General features: G+C 68.3%; 16 protein-coding genes. 8 read left to right on the top strand and 8 right to left on the bottom strand.

Annotation, left to right across the window (positions count from 1 at the left end; translation table 11 throughout):
- Positions 1 to 84: 84 nt before the first annotated feature.
- The 5 genes from ectA (at position 85) to ACZ6DT_RS17000 (ending at position 6432) form a co-directional block, all read left to right on the top strand.
- The gene (ectA, locus tag ACZ6DT_RS17020; RefSeq protein ID WP_465595393.1) at positions 85 to 573 is read left to right on the top strand and encodes a diaminobutyrate acetyltransferase; all 489 of its coding nucleotides are present in this window, start codon (positions 85 to 87) and stop codon (positions 571 to 573) included.
- A 42-nt stretch (positions 574 to 615) separates the two neighbouring features.
- Positions 616 to 1866 (top strand): diaminobutyrate--2-oxoglutarate transaminase, encoded by a 1251-nt coding sequence (gene ectB, locus ACZ6DT_RS17015; RefSeq protein ID WP_465595390.1) that lies wholly within the window; start codon positions 616 to 618, stop codon positions 1864 to 1866.
- Between the two features lie 35 nt (positions 1867 to 1901).
- The gene (locus tag ACZ6DT_RS17010; protein WP_007033454.1) at positions 1902 to 2291 is read left to right on the top strand and encodes an ectoine synthase; all 390 of its coding nucleotides are present in this window, start codon (positions 1902 to 1904) and stop codon (positions 2289 to 2291) included.
- Between the two features lie 25 nt (positions 2292 to 2316).
- Entirely contained in the window at positions 2317 to 3216 is a 900-nt protein-coding gene (gene thpD, locus ACZ6DT_RS17005; RefSeq protein ID WP_465595387.1) for an ectoine hydroxylase, read from the top strand.
- Positions 3217 to 3642: 426 nt separating this feature from the next.
- Complete coding sequence (locus ACZ6DT_RS17000; protein ID WP_465595384.1) at positions 3643 to 6432, top strand: AfsR/SARP family transcriptional regulator; 2790 nt, start codon at positions 3643 to 3645, stop codon at positions 6430 to 6432.
- Between the two features lie 210 nt (positions 6433 to 6642).
- On the opposite strand, the gene ACZ6DT_RS16995 is transcribed toward ACZ6DT_RS17000, so the two are convergent.
- From ACZ6DT_RS16995 to ACZ6DT_RS16970, 6 genes are all read right to left on the bottom strand, one after another.
- Complete coding sequence (locus ACZ6DT_RS16995) at positions 6643 to 7293, bottom strand: DUF4190 domain-containing protein (RefSeq protein ID WP_465595381.1); 651 nt, start codon at positions 7291 to 7293, stop codon at positions 6643 to 6645.
- A 162-nt stretch (positions 7294 to 7455) separates the two neighbouring features.
- Positions 7456 to 8340, bottom strand: a complete 885-nt coding sequence (locus tag ACZ6DT_RS16990) for a hypothetical protein (protein ID WP_465595378.1) — start codon at positions 8338 to 8340, stop codon at positions 7456 to 7458.
- Positions 8337 to 8813: a DUF6932 family protein gene (locus tag ACZ6DT_RS16985; RefSeq protein WP_465595375.1), complete on the bottom strand. Its 477-nt coding sequence runs from the start codon at positions 8811 to 8813 to the stop codon at positions 8337 to 8339. The genes ACZ6DT_RS16990 and ACZ6DT_RS16985 overlap by 4 nt, the downstream gene beginning before the upstream one ends.
- 92 nt (positions 8814 to 8905) lie before the next feature.
- A complete protein-coding gene (locus ACZ6DT_RS16980; RefSeq protein ID WP_465595372.1) occupies positions 8906 to 9352 on the bottom strand; it encodes a hypothetical protein in 447 nt (148 codons plus the stop codon).
- A 7-nt stretch (positions 9353 to 9359) separates the two neighbouring features.
- Entirely contained in the window at positions 9360 to 10079 is a 720-nt protein-coding gene (locus ACZ6DT_RS16975) for an OmpA family protein (RefSeq protein WP_465595370.1), read from the bottom strand.
- Positions 10080 to 10445: 366 nt separating this feature from the next.
- Positions 10446 to 11294: an SGNH/GDSL hydrolase family protein gene (locus ACZ6DT_RS16970; RefSeq protein ID WP_465595367.1), complete on the bottom strand. Its 849-nt coding sequence runs from the start codon at positions 11292 to 11294 to the stop codon at positions 10446 to 10448.
- A 271-nt stretch (positions 11295 to 11565) separates the two neighbouring features.
- On the opposite strand from ACZ6DT_RS16970, the gene ACZ6DT_RS16965 reads away from it, so the two are divergent.
- Positions 11566 to 12249, top strand: coding sequence for a DUF3159 domain-containing protein (locus ACZ6DT_RS16965; protein ID WP_465595364.1), 684 nt, complete (start codon positions 11566 to 11568; stop codon positions 12247 to 12249).
- 108 nt (positions 12250 to 12357) lie between these two features.
- Here the strand turns inward: ACZ6DT_RS16965 and ACZ6DT_RS16960 are convergent, their stop codons facing one another.
- Both ACZ6DT_RS16960 and ACZ6DT_RS16955 read right to left on the bottom strand, forming a co-directional pair.
- Positions 12358 to 13308: an N-acetylglucosamine kinase gene (locus ACZ6DT_RS16960; RefSeq protein WP_465595361.1), complete on the bottom strand. Its 951-nt coding sequence runs from the start codon at positions 13306 to 13308 to the stop codon at positions 12358 to 12360.
- Entirely contained in the window at positions 13305 to 14348 is a 1044-nt protein-coding gene (locus ACZ6DT_RS16955) for an SIS domain-containing protein (protein ID WP_465595358.1), read from the bottom strand. Before ACZ6DT_RS16955 ends, ACZ6DT_RS16960 begins: the two co-directional genes overlap by 4 nt.
- Before the next feature lie 140 nt (positions 14349 to 14488).
- Between ACZ6DT_RS16955 and ACZ6DT_RS16950 the strand changes: the two genes are divergently transcribed.
- Complete coding sequence (locus ACZ6DT_RS16950) at positions 14489 to 15253, top strand: GntR family transcriptional regulator (protein ID WP_465595355.1); 765 nt, start codon at positions 14489 to 14491, stop codon at positions 15251 to 15253.
- A gap of 214 nt (positions 15254 to 15467) precedes the next feature.
- Positions 15468 to 16979 (top strand): MFS transporter, encoded by a 1512-nt coding sequence (locus ACZ6DT_RS16945; RefSeq protein ID WP_465595352.1) that lies wholly within the window; start codon positions 15468 to 15470, stop codon positions 16977 to 16979.
- Positions 16980 to 17036: the final 57 nt, after the last annotated feature.

The following is a 17036-nucleotide window of genomic DNA, read 5'->3' as shown; positions in this document are numbered from 1 at the left end:
TGTTTCAAGGTTGTTGCAGGTAGCCGCGTTGCCACCGCCGCGCTGAACTGACCGCGCCCGAATCCTCCGGTACGTTTCTTGGACATGTCCGGAAAGCACTTGATCGAAAACCCGACCAAGGCGGACGGTGCCGCGCTCTGGAGAATCGCCCGCGATTCGAAGAAGCTCGATCTCAACACGCCTTACGCCTATTTGCTGTGGTGCCACGATTTCGCCGACACCTCGGTCGTCGGACGAGTGGACGGAATCCCGGTCGGCTTTGTGATCGGGTACCGGAAGCAGGACACCTGTTTCGTCTGGCAGGTGGCCGTCGACGCGTCCCAGCGGGGAAAAGGCCTGGCCGGAGCCCTGCTCGACGAGCTGTTCAGCCGTCTCACCGCCCAGGGCGTGCGATACCTCGAAACGACGATCACGCCGGACAACGAGGCTTCGATCCGGTTGTTCGCCTCGTTCGCCAAGCGGTGGGATGCCACCGTGGAACGCCAGGATCTGTTCTCCGCGACGGATTTCCCGGCCGAGGAAGGAACGCACGAGCAGGAGGACCTGTACCGAATCGGTCCGCTCGGGCAATAACCAGAACGTAAATCCGGGGATCTCAGGGAGAAAGAAAACGTTATGAGCATTTTCGAGGAACTCGAATCCGAAGTACGCAGTTACAGCCGTGGCTGGCCCGTGGTGTTCGACAGGGCCCAGGGGAGCTACCTGTACGACGAGGACGGCAAGGCCTATCTCGACTTCTTCGCCGGCGCCGGCGCGCTCAACTACGGGCACAACAACCCCGCGCTGAAGCGGGCGCTGATCGACTACATCGCCCGTGACGGCGTCACGCACGCGCTCGACATGTTCACCGTGGCGAAGCGGGACTTCCTCCAGACCTTCAAGGAGACGATCCTCCAGCCGCGCGATCTCGACTACAAGGTCGTTTTCCCCGGCCCTGGTGGCGCGAACGCGGTCGAGGCCGCGCTGAAGCTCGCCCGCAAGGTGACCGGCAAGGAATCGGTCATCAACTTCACCAACGCCTTCCACGGGATGACGCTGGGCGCCCTCTCGGTGACCGGCAACTCGATGAAACGCGGCGGCGCGGGTGTCCCGCTGGTGCACGCCACCCCGATGCCGTACGACAACTACTTCGACGGCTCCATCCCGGACTTCCTCTACTTCGAGAAGCTGCTCGGGGACTCCGGCAGCGGCCTGAACGAGCCCGCCGCCGTGATCGTCGAAGGCGTGCAGGGCGAGGGCGGCATCAACGCCGCGCGCATCGAGTGGCTCAAGGCGCTGGACGACCTGTGCAAGAAGCACGGCATCCTGCTGATCCTCGACGACGTCCAGATGGGCTGCGGCCGTACCGGTCCGTTCTTCAGCTTCGAGGACGCGGGCATCAAACCCGACATCGTCTGCCTGTCGAAGTCCATCGGCGGCTACGGCATCCCGATGGCGCTGACGCTGATCCGCCCGGACCTCGACGTCTGGGAGCCCGGTGAGCACAACGGCACCTTCCGCGGCATCAGCCCGGCGTTCGTCACCGCGACCGAGGCGCTGCGCGTCTACTGGAGCGACGACGAGCTGGAGAAGTCGACCAAGGCCAAGGGCGAGCGCATCGCCACGGCGTTCCAAGGCATCGTCGAGGCGTACCCGGACGCGAACCTGCTCGCGAAGGGCCGCGGTCTGGCCCGTGGCCTCGAATTCGCCGACGGCGACCTCGCGGGCAAGGTCTGCGCCGCCGCCTTCGAGCGCGGGCTGCTGATGGAGACGTCCGGCCCCGACGGCGAGGTCATGAAGTTGCTCCCGCCGCTCACGCTGACCGACGAGGAGCTCACGAAGGGCCTGTCGATCATCGACGAGGCCATCGCGACTGTCCTGAACTGACCGCCCTCAACCAAGAACGAGAAGGAGTTTTTCCGTTGCTTGTCAGAACACTCGACGAGGTCACCGACACCGACGCCGACATCAAGACCCCGAACTGGCGCAGCAAGCGCATCGTGCTGGCCAAGGAGGGCGTCGGCTTCTCGGTGCACGAGACCACGCTGTACGCCGGGACGGTCAACGACTTCTGGTACGCGAACCACATCGAAGCGGTGTTCATCACCTCCGGTGAAGGCGAGCTCGAGAACACCGCGACCGGCGAGGTCTTCCAGCTGAAGCCGGGCACCTTGTACCTGCTCAACGACCACGACAAGCATCAGGTCCGGCCCAAGACCGAGATCAAGTGCGTCTGCGTGTTCAACCCACCCATCACCGGCCGCGAGGTCCACGACGAAAACGGCGTATACCCGCTCGTGACCGAACCGTAGAAAATCGCTCGAGGAGGCGACTGCATTGACGCTGACCGACACCCGAGTCGACGACAGTTACCCGACCCGCATCACGGGTAAGCCCGAACACCTGCCAAGGACACACCCCACCGTCTGGGGGACCGAGGCCGACGGTCCCCTGGACGCGGCCACCCTCGCCAACCACGAGACGCGTGGTTACACCGTCGTCGACCAGTTGCTGTCGCCTGGTGAGGTACAGACGTACTGGCAGGAACTCGTCCGGATGTCCTCCGGGGACCACGACGGCGACGAGCGCGTCATCACCGAGGCCAAGACCGGTGAAGTCCGCTCCATCTTCGATGTCCACGAGACCAACGAGCTGATCGCGGAACTCGTCCGGGACCCGCGCGTACTCGACCGGGCCCGGCAGATCCTCGGCTCCGAGGTCTACATCCACCAGAGCCGGGTGAACTACATGCCCGGCTTCAAGGGCACCGGCTTCTACTGGCACTCGGACTTCGAGACCTGGCACGCCGAGGACGGCATGCCCGTGCCGCGGGCGGTGAGCTGCTCCATCGCGCTCACCGACAACTACCCGTTCAACGGCGGGCTGATGGTGATGCCGGGTTCGCACCGGACCTTCGTGCAATGCGCCGGGGAAACCCCGGAGGACAACTACAAGAGTTCGCTGAAAGAGCAGCGGGTCGGTGTCCCCCGCGAGGAGGACATCACCAAACTCGCCGCCGAACACGGAATCGACCAATTCACCGGACAGGCCGGTTCGGCGCTCTGGTTCGATTCGAACGTGATGCACGGTTCGTCGAACAACATCACGCCGTACCCGCGGTCGAACATCTTCCTCGTGTTCAACAGTGTCGAAAACGCGCTGCGGGAGCCGTTCGCCGCGATCGAACCACGCCCGGCGTTCATCGCCGGCCGCGACTCGACTCCCCTGTCGCGCTGACGAAACCGCAGGTAGCGAAGGCCATGATGGGGCGCTTGTAGCCGTCGGTATGCACCCTGTTACGTTGTCGCCACGCGTGTGGGCCAGTGGGCTCGCTCACGTAAGTGTTGTCGACGACCGAACGGGTTCTTCGCTCGGGGTGAGCCCCCCGGCCGGACGTGGACGCTGATGTCCGGTGTGGGTCGCGCCCCCAGGCGGCCCAAATCGGACATCCCCCGGCTCCGTGCCATCAGATCGGGACTGATGGCACGGAGCCTTTTCGATTTCGTGAGCGAGCACAGCCGCCACCGAAGTCCACAGTGGACACAACCGCCCGCTTGGGGGTGTTTGTCCGTATCGCACGCGAGGCTTTTCTGGTTGGCGGCGTCTTCGCGCGGTAGGTTGGCTACTCCGGTAAGGGGAGAGATCGGAGGAGGGGGGCTTGTCGTGGGCGAAAGCGGTTCCCCTGCCCGTTTCCAGCTCCTCGGTCCCGTGCGGCTCCTCGACGGCGATCGGCCGGTCCCCGTCGGCGGGCCCGGCGTCCGCGGTCTGCTCGCGCTGCTGGCGTTGAAGGTCAACAAGGTCGTCGCGCTCGACGAGATCATCGACGCGCTCTGGGGCCACGATCCGCCTGCCACGGCCCGCACGATCGTCCACGGCAACGTCTCGCATCTGCGGCGCGTGCTCCGCGACATCCAGGGCGACAATGCACGCGGCGCCCGGATCCTCACCACCCCGCCCGGTTACCAGCTCACCGTCGAACCCGGCCGGATCGACGTCCACCGCGCCCGGTCGCTGCTGGAGCGGGCTTCGGCGGAGGAGCCGGAGAAGGCGTCCGAACTGCTCGCCGAGGCCCTCGCGCTCTGGCAGGGGCCGACGCTGGCCGGGGTTCCGGGTTCGGTCCGCGCGCCCGAACTGGAGGATCTGCGGCTCGCCGTCCACGGCGCCAGGGTCGACGCGGATCTCGAACTCGGCAGGCACGCGGAACTGATCGTCGAGCTCAGCCCGCTGGTCCGCGCGAATCCGCTCGCCGAACGCACGGCCGGTCAGCTGATGCGCGCGCTCTACCACGCCGGGCGCCGCGGTGACGCGCTCGAGCTCTACCGCACGGTGTCCCGGGCGACCCTGCGCACCCTCGGCGTCGAACCCGGCGCGGGACTGCGCTGGCTGCACGAACGCGTCCTGAACGACGACCTGCCGGTCAAGGTCGTCGCGGAACCGAAGGCCGAAGCGGCGCCCGTCCAGCAGTTGCCGCCCGCCGTGCCGAACCTCGCCGGTCGCGAGGCCGATCTGGCCTGGCTCGACGAACTCGCCGAGCGGGCCGAAGCGGGTGAGACGGCGGTCGGCGTGGTCACCGGGACCGCCGGGATCGGCAAGAGCAGCCTGGTGGTGTGGTGGGCGCATCGCGCGGGCCGCCGCTTCCCCGACGGCATCCTCTTCGCCTCGTTGCGGGGTTTCGATCCGCATCATCCGCCGCTGGAACCCGCCGATCTGCTCATCCAGTTCCTGCTCGGGCTGGGTGTCCCGGCCGAGGGAGTGCCCGAGCAGGTCCACGAACGCATCGCGCTCTACCGGTCGATGATCGCCGGCCGCCGGATGCTGGTGATCCTCGACAACGCCCGCTCCGCCGAGCAGGTCCGGCCGTTGCTGCCGCCCGGTTCGCGATCGATGACGCTGGTGACCAGCCGTTCCCGGCTCGACGGCCTCGCCGTGTCCAACGCCGCCAGACTGCGTGTGCTCGGCACGCTCGCGCCCGGTGACGCCGTCCGGCTGATCGAGGAACTCGCCGGGCCCGCCGGATTCGACCTCAACCACGCGCTCGCCCGGCTCTGCGGCTATCTCCCGCTCGCGCTGCGGATCGCGGGAGCCCGGCTCGCCGCCAGCGCGCAGTGGTCGGCGCAGGATCTGGTCGACGAACTCGGCAATGAGCGCACCAGGCTGGCCGCGCTCGACGTCGAGGGCCCGGACGACGGGGTCCGCGCGGCGTTCGACGTCTCGTTCCGGGGACTGCCGTCCGAGGTCGCGACCACGTTCCTTCGGCTCGGCGTGGTCCAGTGCGTTTCGGCCGGTTCCCATCTGACGGCCGCGATCGGCGGGATCACCGTCGCCGAGGCGCGGCGGCATCTGCGGGTGCTCGCCGCGCACAACCTGCTCGCCGAAACCGGCCGCGACTCCTTCGTCCCGCACGACCTCGTCCGCCTGTTCCTCCGGGAACTGGCGGAGAACGAACTCGACGAAGCCGACCGGGAAGACGTCCTGTCGCGATCGGTGCGGTTCTATCAGGCCGTCGCCGACCGGGCCCGGCGCAAGATGCTGCGGATCGTCGACCCGCTCGACTTCACCGGCGCGCTGAGCGACGCGCAGACGCCGCCGATCACCTCCTTCACCGACGCGCAGGACTGGTTCACCGCGGAATGGGAGAACCTCCTGGAGGTCCTCGAAGCCGCCCGCGCCGGCGGCCGTCACGACGACGTCTGGCGGCTGGCCAGGGTCGCGCACACCTATCGCGCGGTGTACCCGCTGCTGGACGAGTGGCGGCGGCTGGTCGAGATCGGACTGGAGGCCGCCGAGCGGTCCGGTGACGTCCTCGGCCGGTGCTGGATGCTGATCTCACGCTGCGCCATCGCGCTCACTTTCGAACTGCCGCAAGGGTGCCTCGCCGACGCCGAACGCGCGCTGGAACTCGCGACCGCGATCGGCGACAGCCGGTTGATGATCTCCGCGAACATCCACCTCGGCTCCGCGCTGACGTTGCTGGGACGGTACGACGAGGCCATCAGGACGTTGCGGCAGGCGGTCGAGGAGACCGACCGGACCGGCGATCTCGAACTGCGCGGGCAGGCGCTCAACAACTGCGCCGAGGCGGAAAAACGGGCAGGGCGGTTCATCGAGGCTATCGGGCACCAGATCGCTTCGCTGGAGATCGACCGGACCCTCGGCGACGAAAGCTACGTCGTCGTATCGCTGAACAATCTCGCCGAATTGAGCATGCGGATCGGTGAACTCGCCGCCGCCGAACGGTACGTCTGGGAAGCCGTGGACCTGACGATCAGCAGGCGGTTCGTCCTCCAGGAAGGCGTGCTGCGACTGACGTTGGGCCGGGTACTGCGAGCCGGGTCGGATGTGGACGGTGCCCGCGAGCAATTCGCGCTCGCGCTGAAAATCCTCTCGGACGCCAATCCGAAACTCGCCGGACTCGTCCGTGCGGAACTCACGGACCTCGACGAAAGTCCGTGAGTGATCCTTAGCGGATTCTTAGTGGCCTCGGCGCTCCCGCGCGTAGGGTCCCGTTCAGCGTCGATCGAGCCCTAGGGGAGGGGCACGCGGTAGGGATCGGCGCTCGGGCGGGCCACTTTCCGCGGCCCGTCTGAAGAGTCGCCAGGAGCGGCTCGTGGCGGTCCGGCCGGTGGAGGTGGGGGCGATACCGGCCGGCCGCCAGGCGGCGCGTCAGCCGGCGGCGGCGGTGCACAGGGCGATGGTCTGGCCCTTGTTCTCCGCGACCTTCTGGCCGTTGACCAGGATCGAGCAGGCGATCTGGTTGCTGACCGACGAGTTCCGGGTGTCCGCGGTGACGGTGAGCAGGTATTCGCCCGAGTTGAAGGACGCCGTGCCGCGCCATTCGTCGGTGCTCGCCGGGGTCGTCTCGGTACGCTGGTCGTTGAGCGACCCGAACCGGACGGTCGCGCCGCCCGAAGCGCTGACGACGAACTCGACGGTGTTCTTGTCCCCGGCGACGGCCGGGATGTGCAGTCCCGACTCGCCGGTAGCGAAGAAACTGGTGTAGACCAGTAACCCGCTCGCGGCCACCAAACCGGCGATGGAAAGCGCGAGTCCCGCGATCCCCATTCCCTTCTTGTCGGCTTCGCCCTTCTTGATTTTGGTCAAACCGATCACGGAAAGAGTCACCCCGATCACGGCGAGCGGCCATGCGGCGATCCCCACGACTGGGAAGAAGGCGACCCCGAGCGCCGCGATGCCGACCAGGAAACCCGCGATGACCAGGCCGTTCTCGGGCTTCCGGTGCCTTGTTCCGTGCGCGGCGAACCCAGGGCCGTAGCGGGTGGCAGGCGGGTGCGGTACTGGGGGATCGGTCGGCATACATGCCCTTTCGGAGGCTTCCGTCCGAAGACGTTAACCCATCGTTCGGGGCAATGGCCGAAATTGTTACCTGCCGGAAAAAGTCATCATTCAACGATAATCAAGCGATTGCCGACATTTTCTGACGAGAATTGTGGCATCGTCGAAATGTCGGAAACCCGATCACTGATCGAACAGGTTGACTTCCGGAGTGATCTCCAGCAGTTCGTGCACCGGACGGCCGCGGCGGCCGTCGATGGTCGTGGTGCGCACGACACGCAGCCGCGCGGTCACCGGCCGGTCGAGGTTCTCCTTGATCTCGTCGAGCAGATCCGGCGCGACCGCGCCCTGGATCGTGCCGCCCGATTCGCGTTCGAGATAGAAGATCCGGCGCCGGGTGCGGACCCCGTCCAGCCTGCCGCTGACCGTCTCGTAACCGACGGCCTCCCGCGACTCGCGCAGGCTCCCGGACAGGATCCTCGCCTGCTCGGTGGTCATGCTGCGGGTCACTTCGTCGCCGGCGGTCGGGGTCAGGGCCATGCCGATCCCGGCGTGTTTGCTGACCGCGTTGACGATGTCGCTGACCGCGTTGCGGACGGTGTCGCGCTGCAGCAGCACCGCGTCCAGCGCGCCGTCGTCGGAGCCGTTGGCGGGCAGGAAGTCGCACAGCTCCTTGACCGCGCGTTCGGACAGCGACTCGAGCCCGTCGTGGATGAGCGCGTCGTCGAGCGCCGGTTCGGGGAAACCGAAGAAGATCGCGTTGCCCGCCTGGCCACGCTGGATCAGCGGGGCCTTCTCCCGGTCCGCGGGCTGGACGAAGGTCACCTCGCCCGACGGGTTGCGGATGATGTGCCCGATCTTCGCCGTCGCGTCCTGCAACGCGCGGCTGATGTCGGAGAAGGTGTACGCGTCCAGATGCGACTCGCCGAGCACGGACACGCGAAGCAGCGGCGAACGTGACGTCCGCTCGAACTTCGCGTAAGCGGCCATCGCCGACGCGCGGGCGAGGTCGTCGAGCCAGGTGCCACCGGGGATCTCGTCGGCGATACGCCGGAATTCGTTCCTCACCAGATCACTTCCGGAATTCCCCTGCCACCCGATGCCCACACTTCCTCCCAGATCTCCTCGTCGCCGGGGCGGCAGAGGAAACCGTCGAGCATCCCGCCGACGGGCTGGACCTGGTCGAGATACATGGCGGGCTGGCCGACGATGACCCCGCGCAAGGTCAGCAGCCCGTACAGCGCCGAACGGCCCGTGTCGTCGAGCCGTTTGAGCGCGCCCCATTCGTCCGGGATCAGCACCACGTCGAGCCCGATCGGCGCGTGCGGGGTCCTGGCGGTCAGATCGCCGCCGATCCACGCGCGGCCGGTGGGCATGATCCGCCGGGCGACGCCCAGGTAACTGTTCAGCGCGCTGAACAGGATCTCGCGGTCGTTCTGGTGCGGCGCGTCGAAGACCAGCCGCTCGTAGACGTCGGCCAGATCAGCGGGATGGCGGCCCGGAGGCAGCAGGTTGTGCGGCGTCCAATAGGGGAGCGCCAAATCGGAGCCTCCTTCGTGTGCCGGAGCTCCCGATCGAAGAAACATACCCGGCGTCACGCTCACAGTGCGTAGCCGAATTTACCAGGCGGGTGTCAGCCGCCCCGCCCCGGCCGGTGCTCGGGCGCGCGCCCGGCGGGCGGCCAGTCCTCGTCGCTCGGCCAGACCGGTTCGGGTTCGTGCCCGCTTTCACCGTTCCTGGCGACCGGTTCCGGCTGCTCCGGCTGGTAGGCCTGCACCAGCTCAGGGGTCAGTTGACCCTCACGGTGGCCTTCCGCCTCCTGGTCGAACGGCTCGTCTTCGTCGTGGACCCGCGCGGGCGGGATGAACTGCGTCCGTTCGGTGGACAGCAGTTCGGGCACCGGCTCGGGTTCCGGCTCGGGCGCGACGGGGACCTCGATGGCGTGCACCGGTTCGTGGACCGCCGGTTCGGGCGCCGTGCGCTCACGCCGATCACCGCGCATCGACAGCCAGGTGACACCGCAGCCGAGGGCGAAGGAGATGAGCAGCCAGAGCCAGATGTGCCCGAAAAGCCAGAACATTCAGCCATCACCTCTGTTCTGCCGTGATGTCGACGCGGCGGCCTTCGCCGTTCGCGCCGTCGGAGTTCCCGCGCTGGGTGGAGTACGCCTGATCGCGTTTGACCCCGTTGCGCTCCAGCAGCCGCTCCACCGTCAGCGCCCGGTTCAGCGCGAGCCGCCGGTCGGAACCGGTCGCCACCTGTCCGGTGATCCGGAACCGCAGATCGGCGGGGGCGTCCGTGAGCAGCTTCGCGATCTCCAGCGCGCCGCGCTCGCCGTCGGCGGTGAGTTCGATGGTGTCCGGTTCGAACGTGATCGGCGTGGCCGTCAGCAGCCGGTCGAGCTCGGCCTGGAACCCGGCCTTGTCCGTCGGCTTGGCCGAAGTCGGCGTCGGGCTGGGCGACGGGCTCGGCGTCGGCGACGGGCTCGACGGCTCACCGCTGGTCGTCACCGGACCGGCGGGCGGGGCGGTGTCCCCGGAGATCTCGACCGTCCGGACCCCGTCGATCCGCTGGATGGCGTCCATCGCCTGCGCGGCCTTGTTCGGCGGGAAACCGGCGAGGTTCGCGTCGCGACCGGAGAAGCTCACCTGGCCGCCGGAGACGCCGACGTCGGCGAGCGCGTATTTCGCGCGCGCCGACAGCTCGGCCTCGATGTCGTCCGAGGTCGACCAGACGGCGATCACCGTCAAGGCGAGCGTGACCAGCAGCGCTGTAGACAGCAAGCGGCTCCAGCGTGTACCGGGCATGAAGGGACTGTAAGCCGCGTCCGACCACTTGGCGAACCGGCTTCCGTCACCGACCCTTCTGGGTGACACCGAGAGAGAGGGCGCCGGTGCCGCGTCGGTCACCGGGGTCGTGAGTGGCGCTTCGGGCTAGAACCCGAAACGCCACTCACGACCCACCCGACCGACGCGGTACGAGGGTCGACCGCTCAGCGAGTGCCGGGTGTCGACGATGGAGGAATCGGGACGTTGAGTGTCCCGATTCCTCCATCGTCGAGGGGCGTCCCGGTCACGGCGCTTGATCAGCGCCCGGAACTCTCCCTGCACACGCCACCCAGCACGACGGCAGGGGCGCCTTGGGTCACTCACGACCACCGCGACCGACGCGGGTCAGCTCGCGTGGTGGTGAATCTCCCGCGCCGGGAGCAGTTGCTCCGCCGGGATCGAGACGCCCGTCGAGTCGATCTGCTCCAGCGGGAGCAACGGCGCGAGTTCGGGGCGCTTCGGGGACAGGCCGTCGCCCATGGACTCGCCCTTGAGATGACGCCGGATCCACGGCAGCAGGTGCGCCTTCGTCCACTCGAGGTCGGACCGGCGCGAAGTGATCCAGGTACTCGGCTGATCGGACGCCGGCCACGGCTCACGCCAGTCGTCGGCGACCGGGACGCCGAGGACCTCGGCCGCGCGCAGCGCGATCCGCCGGTGGGCCTCGGGGGTGAAGTGCAGCCGGTCGTCGCTCCAGGCGCGGCGGTCGTGCAACGGGGCCATCGCCCACATGTCGACCAGCTTGGCGCCGTGCCGGTCGGCGATCGCCCACAGATGCGCGTTGTAGATGCCGACCTTTCCCCGGAGGACGTGCATCACGGACAGGTACTTGGTGTCCGGCCCGTTGAAGATGAGCACCGGAATCCCGGCTTCGCGCAGCTTGGCGACCCCCGCCTCCAGCCGCGCGGCGACGGCGTCCACGTCCGCGCCGGGCACGATGATGTCGTTGCCGCCCGCGCACAGGGTGACCAGGTCGGGTTTCACCGCCAGGGCGATCGGCAGTTGCTCTTCGAAGATCTCGTCGAGCATCTTCCCGCGGAGGGCGAGGTTCGCGTACTGGAAATCGGGCCTGCCTTCGGCGAGGATCTCCGCCAGCCTGTCCGCCCAGCCCCTGAAGGTGCCGTCGGGCAGGTCATCGTTGAGTCCTTCGGTGAAGCTGTCACCGATCGCCACGTAGCTGTCGAATCCGTACACGTTGGGTCCCCTTCCGTCCGTGTGCCCCCGGTGGTACTTGTACACCACAACTAACAGCTGAGAGCGCCCCTGCAATCCCGGCTGAGCGAAACCCGTGGTTCAGGCCGGTTGACACAGTCTCTTATCTTGTCGGACGTCCACGCATCCCCATTACCGGGATGTACACCTGTGCTTCGCGGATTCCCCTCAAGTGGTCGTAAACCGGACATGGTATGTGGCGAACATCTCCCAGCCCGGGTGTTGGGGGTCATGGATCCGGCAGGCTGTAAGGGTGACCTCACGACCCCCGCGCGAGTCGCTCGCCCAGATCCTCGGCGGGCGGCGTGGCGCCATCGACGCGAGCATCCCGCCCGCGGCCTTCGTACTGGGCTGGCTGATCGCGGGCCAGTCGATCGCCTGGGGCGCCGGGGTGGCCATCGCGGTGGCGGTGCTGCTCGGGGTGTACCGGGTCGCGCGCGGCGACAAGGCCCGCGCGGTCGTGGTGAGCCTCGCCGCGGTGATCGCCGCCGCGTTGATCGCCCTGCACACCGGCCGCGCCGAAGACTTCTTCCTCATCCAGCTGCTGTCCAATGTGGCCAGCGCGCTGCTGTGGGCGGCCAGCATCGTGGTGCGGTGGCCGTTGCTCGGGGTGGTGGTCGGGCTCGTCATCGGACAGAAGACCCGCTGGCGCCGCGATCCCGCGCTGCTGCGCGCGTATTCGCGGGCGAGCTGGGTGTGGGTCCTCCTGCAGTACACGCTGCGGGTCGCGGTGTACGGCTCCCTGTGGTGGAGCGGGCAGGTGGTCCCGCTCGGCATCGCGCGGACGGTGCTGTCCTGGCCGCTGGTCGCGGTGACGGTCGCCGTGAGCGGCTGGGTGCTGTACCGCACGCTGCCCCCGGAACATCCCGGTCTGCGGGTGGTGGAAGAGAACGGGGATCCCTCGGATTCCGAGCCCGACGGGCTGCCCAGGACATAAGGCGGCCCCCGGCGAGGGGGGAGGGTCCGGGGGCCGGGTCCTACGGTACCCGGAGTTCGGCCCCGGAGTCGATGGTTTGGTCTTTTCGGGCTTGATTTGGGTGTTTTCTCAGGATGGCGCCGGTCGCGGGGCACCTTCCCCGTACGCGTCGACGGCGGCGAGCCACGCGGCACCGAGTACCCCGTCGGTGCTGGTCAGGACCTCGATCCCGGTCAGTTCGGCGCGCACTTTCGCCCCGACCGGACCCGCCGGGGACAACACACTGCCCACCAGGACGATCGGCGTGGTCTCCCCGGGATCCCGCGCGGCCATGACGTTCGTCACCAGAAGGGCGGCCGCCCGGGTGGTGATCTCGTCGGCCGCGGGGTCGCCTTCGCGGTCGGCCTCGCTGACGAACGGGGCGAACCTGGCGAGCCGGACCGGCGCTTCGGAGTTGGCGCTCGTGATGAGCGCGCGCCACAGCGGGGCCCGGTCGCTCACGGGGTCCACTGCGGACGGTCCGAGCGCTTCGGTGAGAACGGAGCGCGCGAGCGGGCCGAGTCCGCCGCCTCGGCTCAGAACATCCAAAGTGGAGCGAACGGCTTCACGGCCGAGCCAGTACGCGGAGCCTTCGTCGCCGAGCAACCAGCCGTAGCCGCCGACGGTCGAGACCATCCGCCTGCCGCGCACCCGCCCGGCGATCGACCCGGTGCCCGCCACGAGAACCGAACCGTCCGGCGCGGAAGTGGCCGACGCGTAGGCGACTTCGGGGTCGGGGACCGTCCGCACCGGACTGATCCCCACGTTCTTCCAAGCGGCTTCGAAGATCTCCGCGACGGCCGGATCGCTCAGCTTGCTGACACCCGCCATGCCGACGACACACGCCTCGGTCGCGGCCGGGTCCAGCCCGCCTAGGGCGTCGGCGATCGCGGTCGCGATCCGCGCCGCCGCCTCGTGCGGCGGATGGGAGTTGGGATTCGCCCCGCCCGCGCGCCCGGCGCCGAGGACGGCGCCGGAGGCATCGACCGCGAGTGCTCGCGTCGACGTGCCTCCGGCGTCCACACCGATGACGTGTGTCACCGGGTCTTGGTCACCTTGAGCAGCCCGCGCGGGTTGTCCGGATCACCACCGCGCGCCAGCGAGAGGCCGAGCGCGATCCGCTGGATGGGCAGGATCTCCAGGATCGGGGCCACCTCTTCGGCGCACGGCGCGACACCGATCCGCAGCGCCGCGGGGACGTCCGCCGAAGCGGAGCCGACCGCGAGCACGTCCGCGCCGCGTTTGCCGACGGCTTCGAGGACCTCCTGCATCGCGCCCACCCCGTGCCCCTGGCTCGTCACGGCCAGCACGGCGGTCTCGCCGTCGACGGCGGCGACCGGACCGTGCAACAGGTCCGCGCCGCTGTACGCGCGGGCCGCGAGGTAGCTGGTTTCGGCCAGCTTCAAGGAACCCTCCAACGCCGTGGCGTAGGAGTAGCCGCGGCCGGTGGTGAGCACCCGGTCGACGAAGCGGTAGCGGTCCACCGCGCGCCGCACGCCTTCTTCGGAGCCGTCGAGGGTCTGCTGTGCGAGCTCGCCCAGCTTCCGCGCGTCCTCACCCTTGCCGCCGCGGACCGCGTCGATCAGAAGGTAAAGCGAAAGCAAGGTGGCCGAGTACGTCTTCGTGGCGGCGACGGCTTTTTCCAGCCCCGCGCCGATGTCGACACCGAGTTCGGCGGCCGCGCGCAGCGGCGAGGACGGGGTGTTGGTGACCGAGACGGTCAGCGCTCCCTGGCGACGCGCGGTTTCGGTGACCTCGATGAGATCCGGGGAGCCACCGCTTTGGCTTACTGTGATGAAGAGAACGTCCCGCAGATCGGGACGGGCGCCGTACAAAGTCGCGGTGGAGGGCGAGACGAGACCGCAGGGGAGACCGAGGAGTACTTCGATCAGGTACTTCGCATACAGGGCGGCGTGGTCGCTGGAGCCTCGGGCGGCGAGCAGTGCGAACCTGGGCGGGCGCTTGGAGATGGCTTCGGCCACCTCGGCGATTTCGGCCTGTCGCTCCACGATTCCTGCCAGAATGGCGGGTTGCTGGGAGATCTCCGCGGCCATGTGCTCGCCGGGGCGCTGTTCGGTCATCTCGTTCCCTTCGACCGGGACGTACTTCGTCCCCCGAGTAGGTCTAGACCAATGCTAGCCCGAATGGACGTTTGTGGAGAAGGGTACGTTTCCTAGCGGGGACGGTGCGCGTTCGAGTGGGAAGGCTTAGGGAGTCGGTCATGTTGGAGACAACCACCGCGGGTGAGGCGGGCGCTACGGCAGGGATGCGCGGGCAACGCGAACCCAAGTACTGGGCGCTGAAACAGCATCTGCTCGATCTGCTCGACGCGTTGCCCCCGGGTTCACCGATTCCGACGGAACGGGCGCTCGCGGGAGAATTCACCGTTTCGCGCACCACGGTCCGGCAGGCCCTCGCCGACCTGACCGCCGAAGGCAGGCTCCACCGCGTACAGGGCAAGGGCACCTTCGCCGCCGAGCCGAAACTCGCGCAGCGCCTCCAGTTGTCGTCCTACACCGAGGACATGCACAAGCAGGGCCTCAAACCGTCGTCGAAGCTCCTGGAGATCGACGAACTGCCGGTCGAGGCCGACCTCGCCAAACTCCTCGGAATCCGGGTCGGCGCGAAAATCCTTCGCCTTCGCCGTCTCCGGCTGGCCGATTCGCAGCCCATGGCACTCGAAACCACGCATCTCCCACTCGGCCGCTTCCGCGGTTTGCGCAAACATGTTTCCGCAGGTGGTTCGCTGTACGCCGTACTGAGGGAGCACTACGGCGTCGAACTCGAAAGGGCCGAGGAAACCATCGAGACAGCGCTTGCCGGACCCCATGAGGCGGAGATGCTCGGCGCCGACGTCGGAATGCCGATGTTGCTCCTTTCGAGGCATTCCTTCGCCACCGACGGAAAACCGGTCGAGTTCGCCAGGGCGATCTACCGGGGTGATCGTTACAAGTTCGTCACGACGCTGCTTCCTGGGGCGCGCTGACGGAAACATTTCGCAGGGCGCGGGCGCCCTACAAAATGTTTCCGTGGCCTTCGGCCAAAGAGGGCGCGCCTGTGCGGACTCCCCGTCCGCGCTGACGCGCGTTCGGGGAGTCAGGTCCGCCGGTTCCAGTGGTTTCGGTTCTTTATTCTCTGACGTGTCAGGTAATTCTTGGGTTTCGGTGGCTGTGGGTGTGGTGGCGTGATTCAGTCGTCGTATGAGTGACGGGGTGGCGGCGGGGATTCGGTGGGGGACGCCGGTGGCACGCGGAGTGCTCGCGACCACCATCGTGGGTTCGGGCATGGCGATGCTCGACGGGACGATCATCAACGTCGCCCTCCCGAGGATCGGCGAAGAACTCAACGCATCCGTCGCCGGTCTCCAATGGATCCTCGACGGCTACCTGCTCGCCCTCGCCGCGCTGATCCTCGTCGCCGGATCACTCGGCGACCGCTACGGCCGCCGCCGCATGTTCATCGTCGGCGTCGTCTGGTTCGGCGTCGCCTCCGGACTGTGCGCCGCCGCGACGACGACCGAGATGCTCGTCGCCACCCGGATCCTCCAGGGCATCGGGGGAGCTTTGCTCACGCCCGGCTCGCTCGCGATCCTCCAAGCGTCCTTCGCCCACGACGACCGGGCCCGCGCGATCGGCGCCTGGTCCGGACTCGGCGGGATCGCGGCCGCGATCGGTCCGCTGGTCGGCGGCGTGCTCGTCCAGGTGTGGTCGTGGCGGCTGGCGTTCCTGATCAACCTGCCGCTGGCCGCCGTCTGCGTCCTGCTCGCCCGGCGCTACGTGCCCGAGTCCCGCGACGAGGAGGCGACCGGGCATCCCGACTTCCTCGCCGCCACCGTCGGCGCTATCGGACTGGCCGGGCTGACCGGCGCGCTGGTCGAGGCGCCCGGACGGGGTATCGGCGACGTCGTCGTCCTGGGGGCCATCGTGCTCGGCGTCGCCGGGCTGGGGGCGTTCCTGGTGATCCAGCACCGCTCGGCCGATCCGCTGGTGCCGCCGAAACTGTTCCGCGACCGGACGTTCAGCCTGGCCAACGCGCTGACCTTCGTCGTCTACGCGGCACTCGGCGGCGTAATGATGCTGATGGTCCTGCAACTGCAGGTGTCGCTGGGCTATTCGCCGACCGCGGCCGGACTCGCCGGACTGCCGATCACCGTCATCATGCTGCTGTTCTCCGGCCGGTCCGGCGCGCTCGCGCAGAAGATCGGGCCGCGTACGCAACTGGTCGTCGGCCCGATCCTGGTCGGCGTCGGCATGCTCCTGCTGATGCGCGTCGGGCCGGGATCTTCGTATCTCGGTTCGGTGCTGCCCGCCGTCGTCGTGTTCGGCGCCGGGTTGGCGACGGTCGTCGCGCCGGTGACCGCGACGGTGCTGGCCGCCGCGCCGGACCGGTACGCCGGCGTCGCGTCCGGGGTCAACAACGCCATCGCCCGGTCCGGTGGCCTGCTCGCGATCGCCGTGCTGCCCGCCGTCGCCGGACTGTCCGGCGCCGCCTACACCGATCCGGTGGCGCTGACCGCGGGCTGGCGGACGGCGTTGCTCGTCTGCGCGGCGCTGGCGATCGGCGGCGGCCTGATCGCGCTCGGCATCCACAACGGTGTCCTCGACACGCCCTCCGACACGCCCGACACCGACGAGTCACCGCATCCGGGTGAATGTCTCCACTGCGGGGTCGACTCGCCGCCGACGCACGTCCGCCCCGCCGGACACGCGTGATTGAAGGGGGGACACGCGTGATTGGAGGGCGAACACGTGAGATCCGGCTCCAATCAC

It is taken from the genome of Amycolatopsis sp. NPDC041971 (assembly GCF_055588925.1).
Note: the sequence above shows the minus strand (reverse complement) of the source record. Positions and strands in the feature narration are given on the sequence as shown.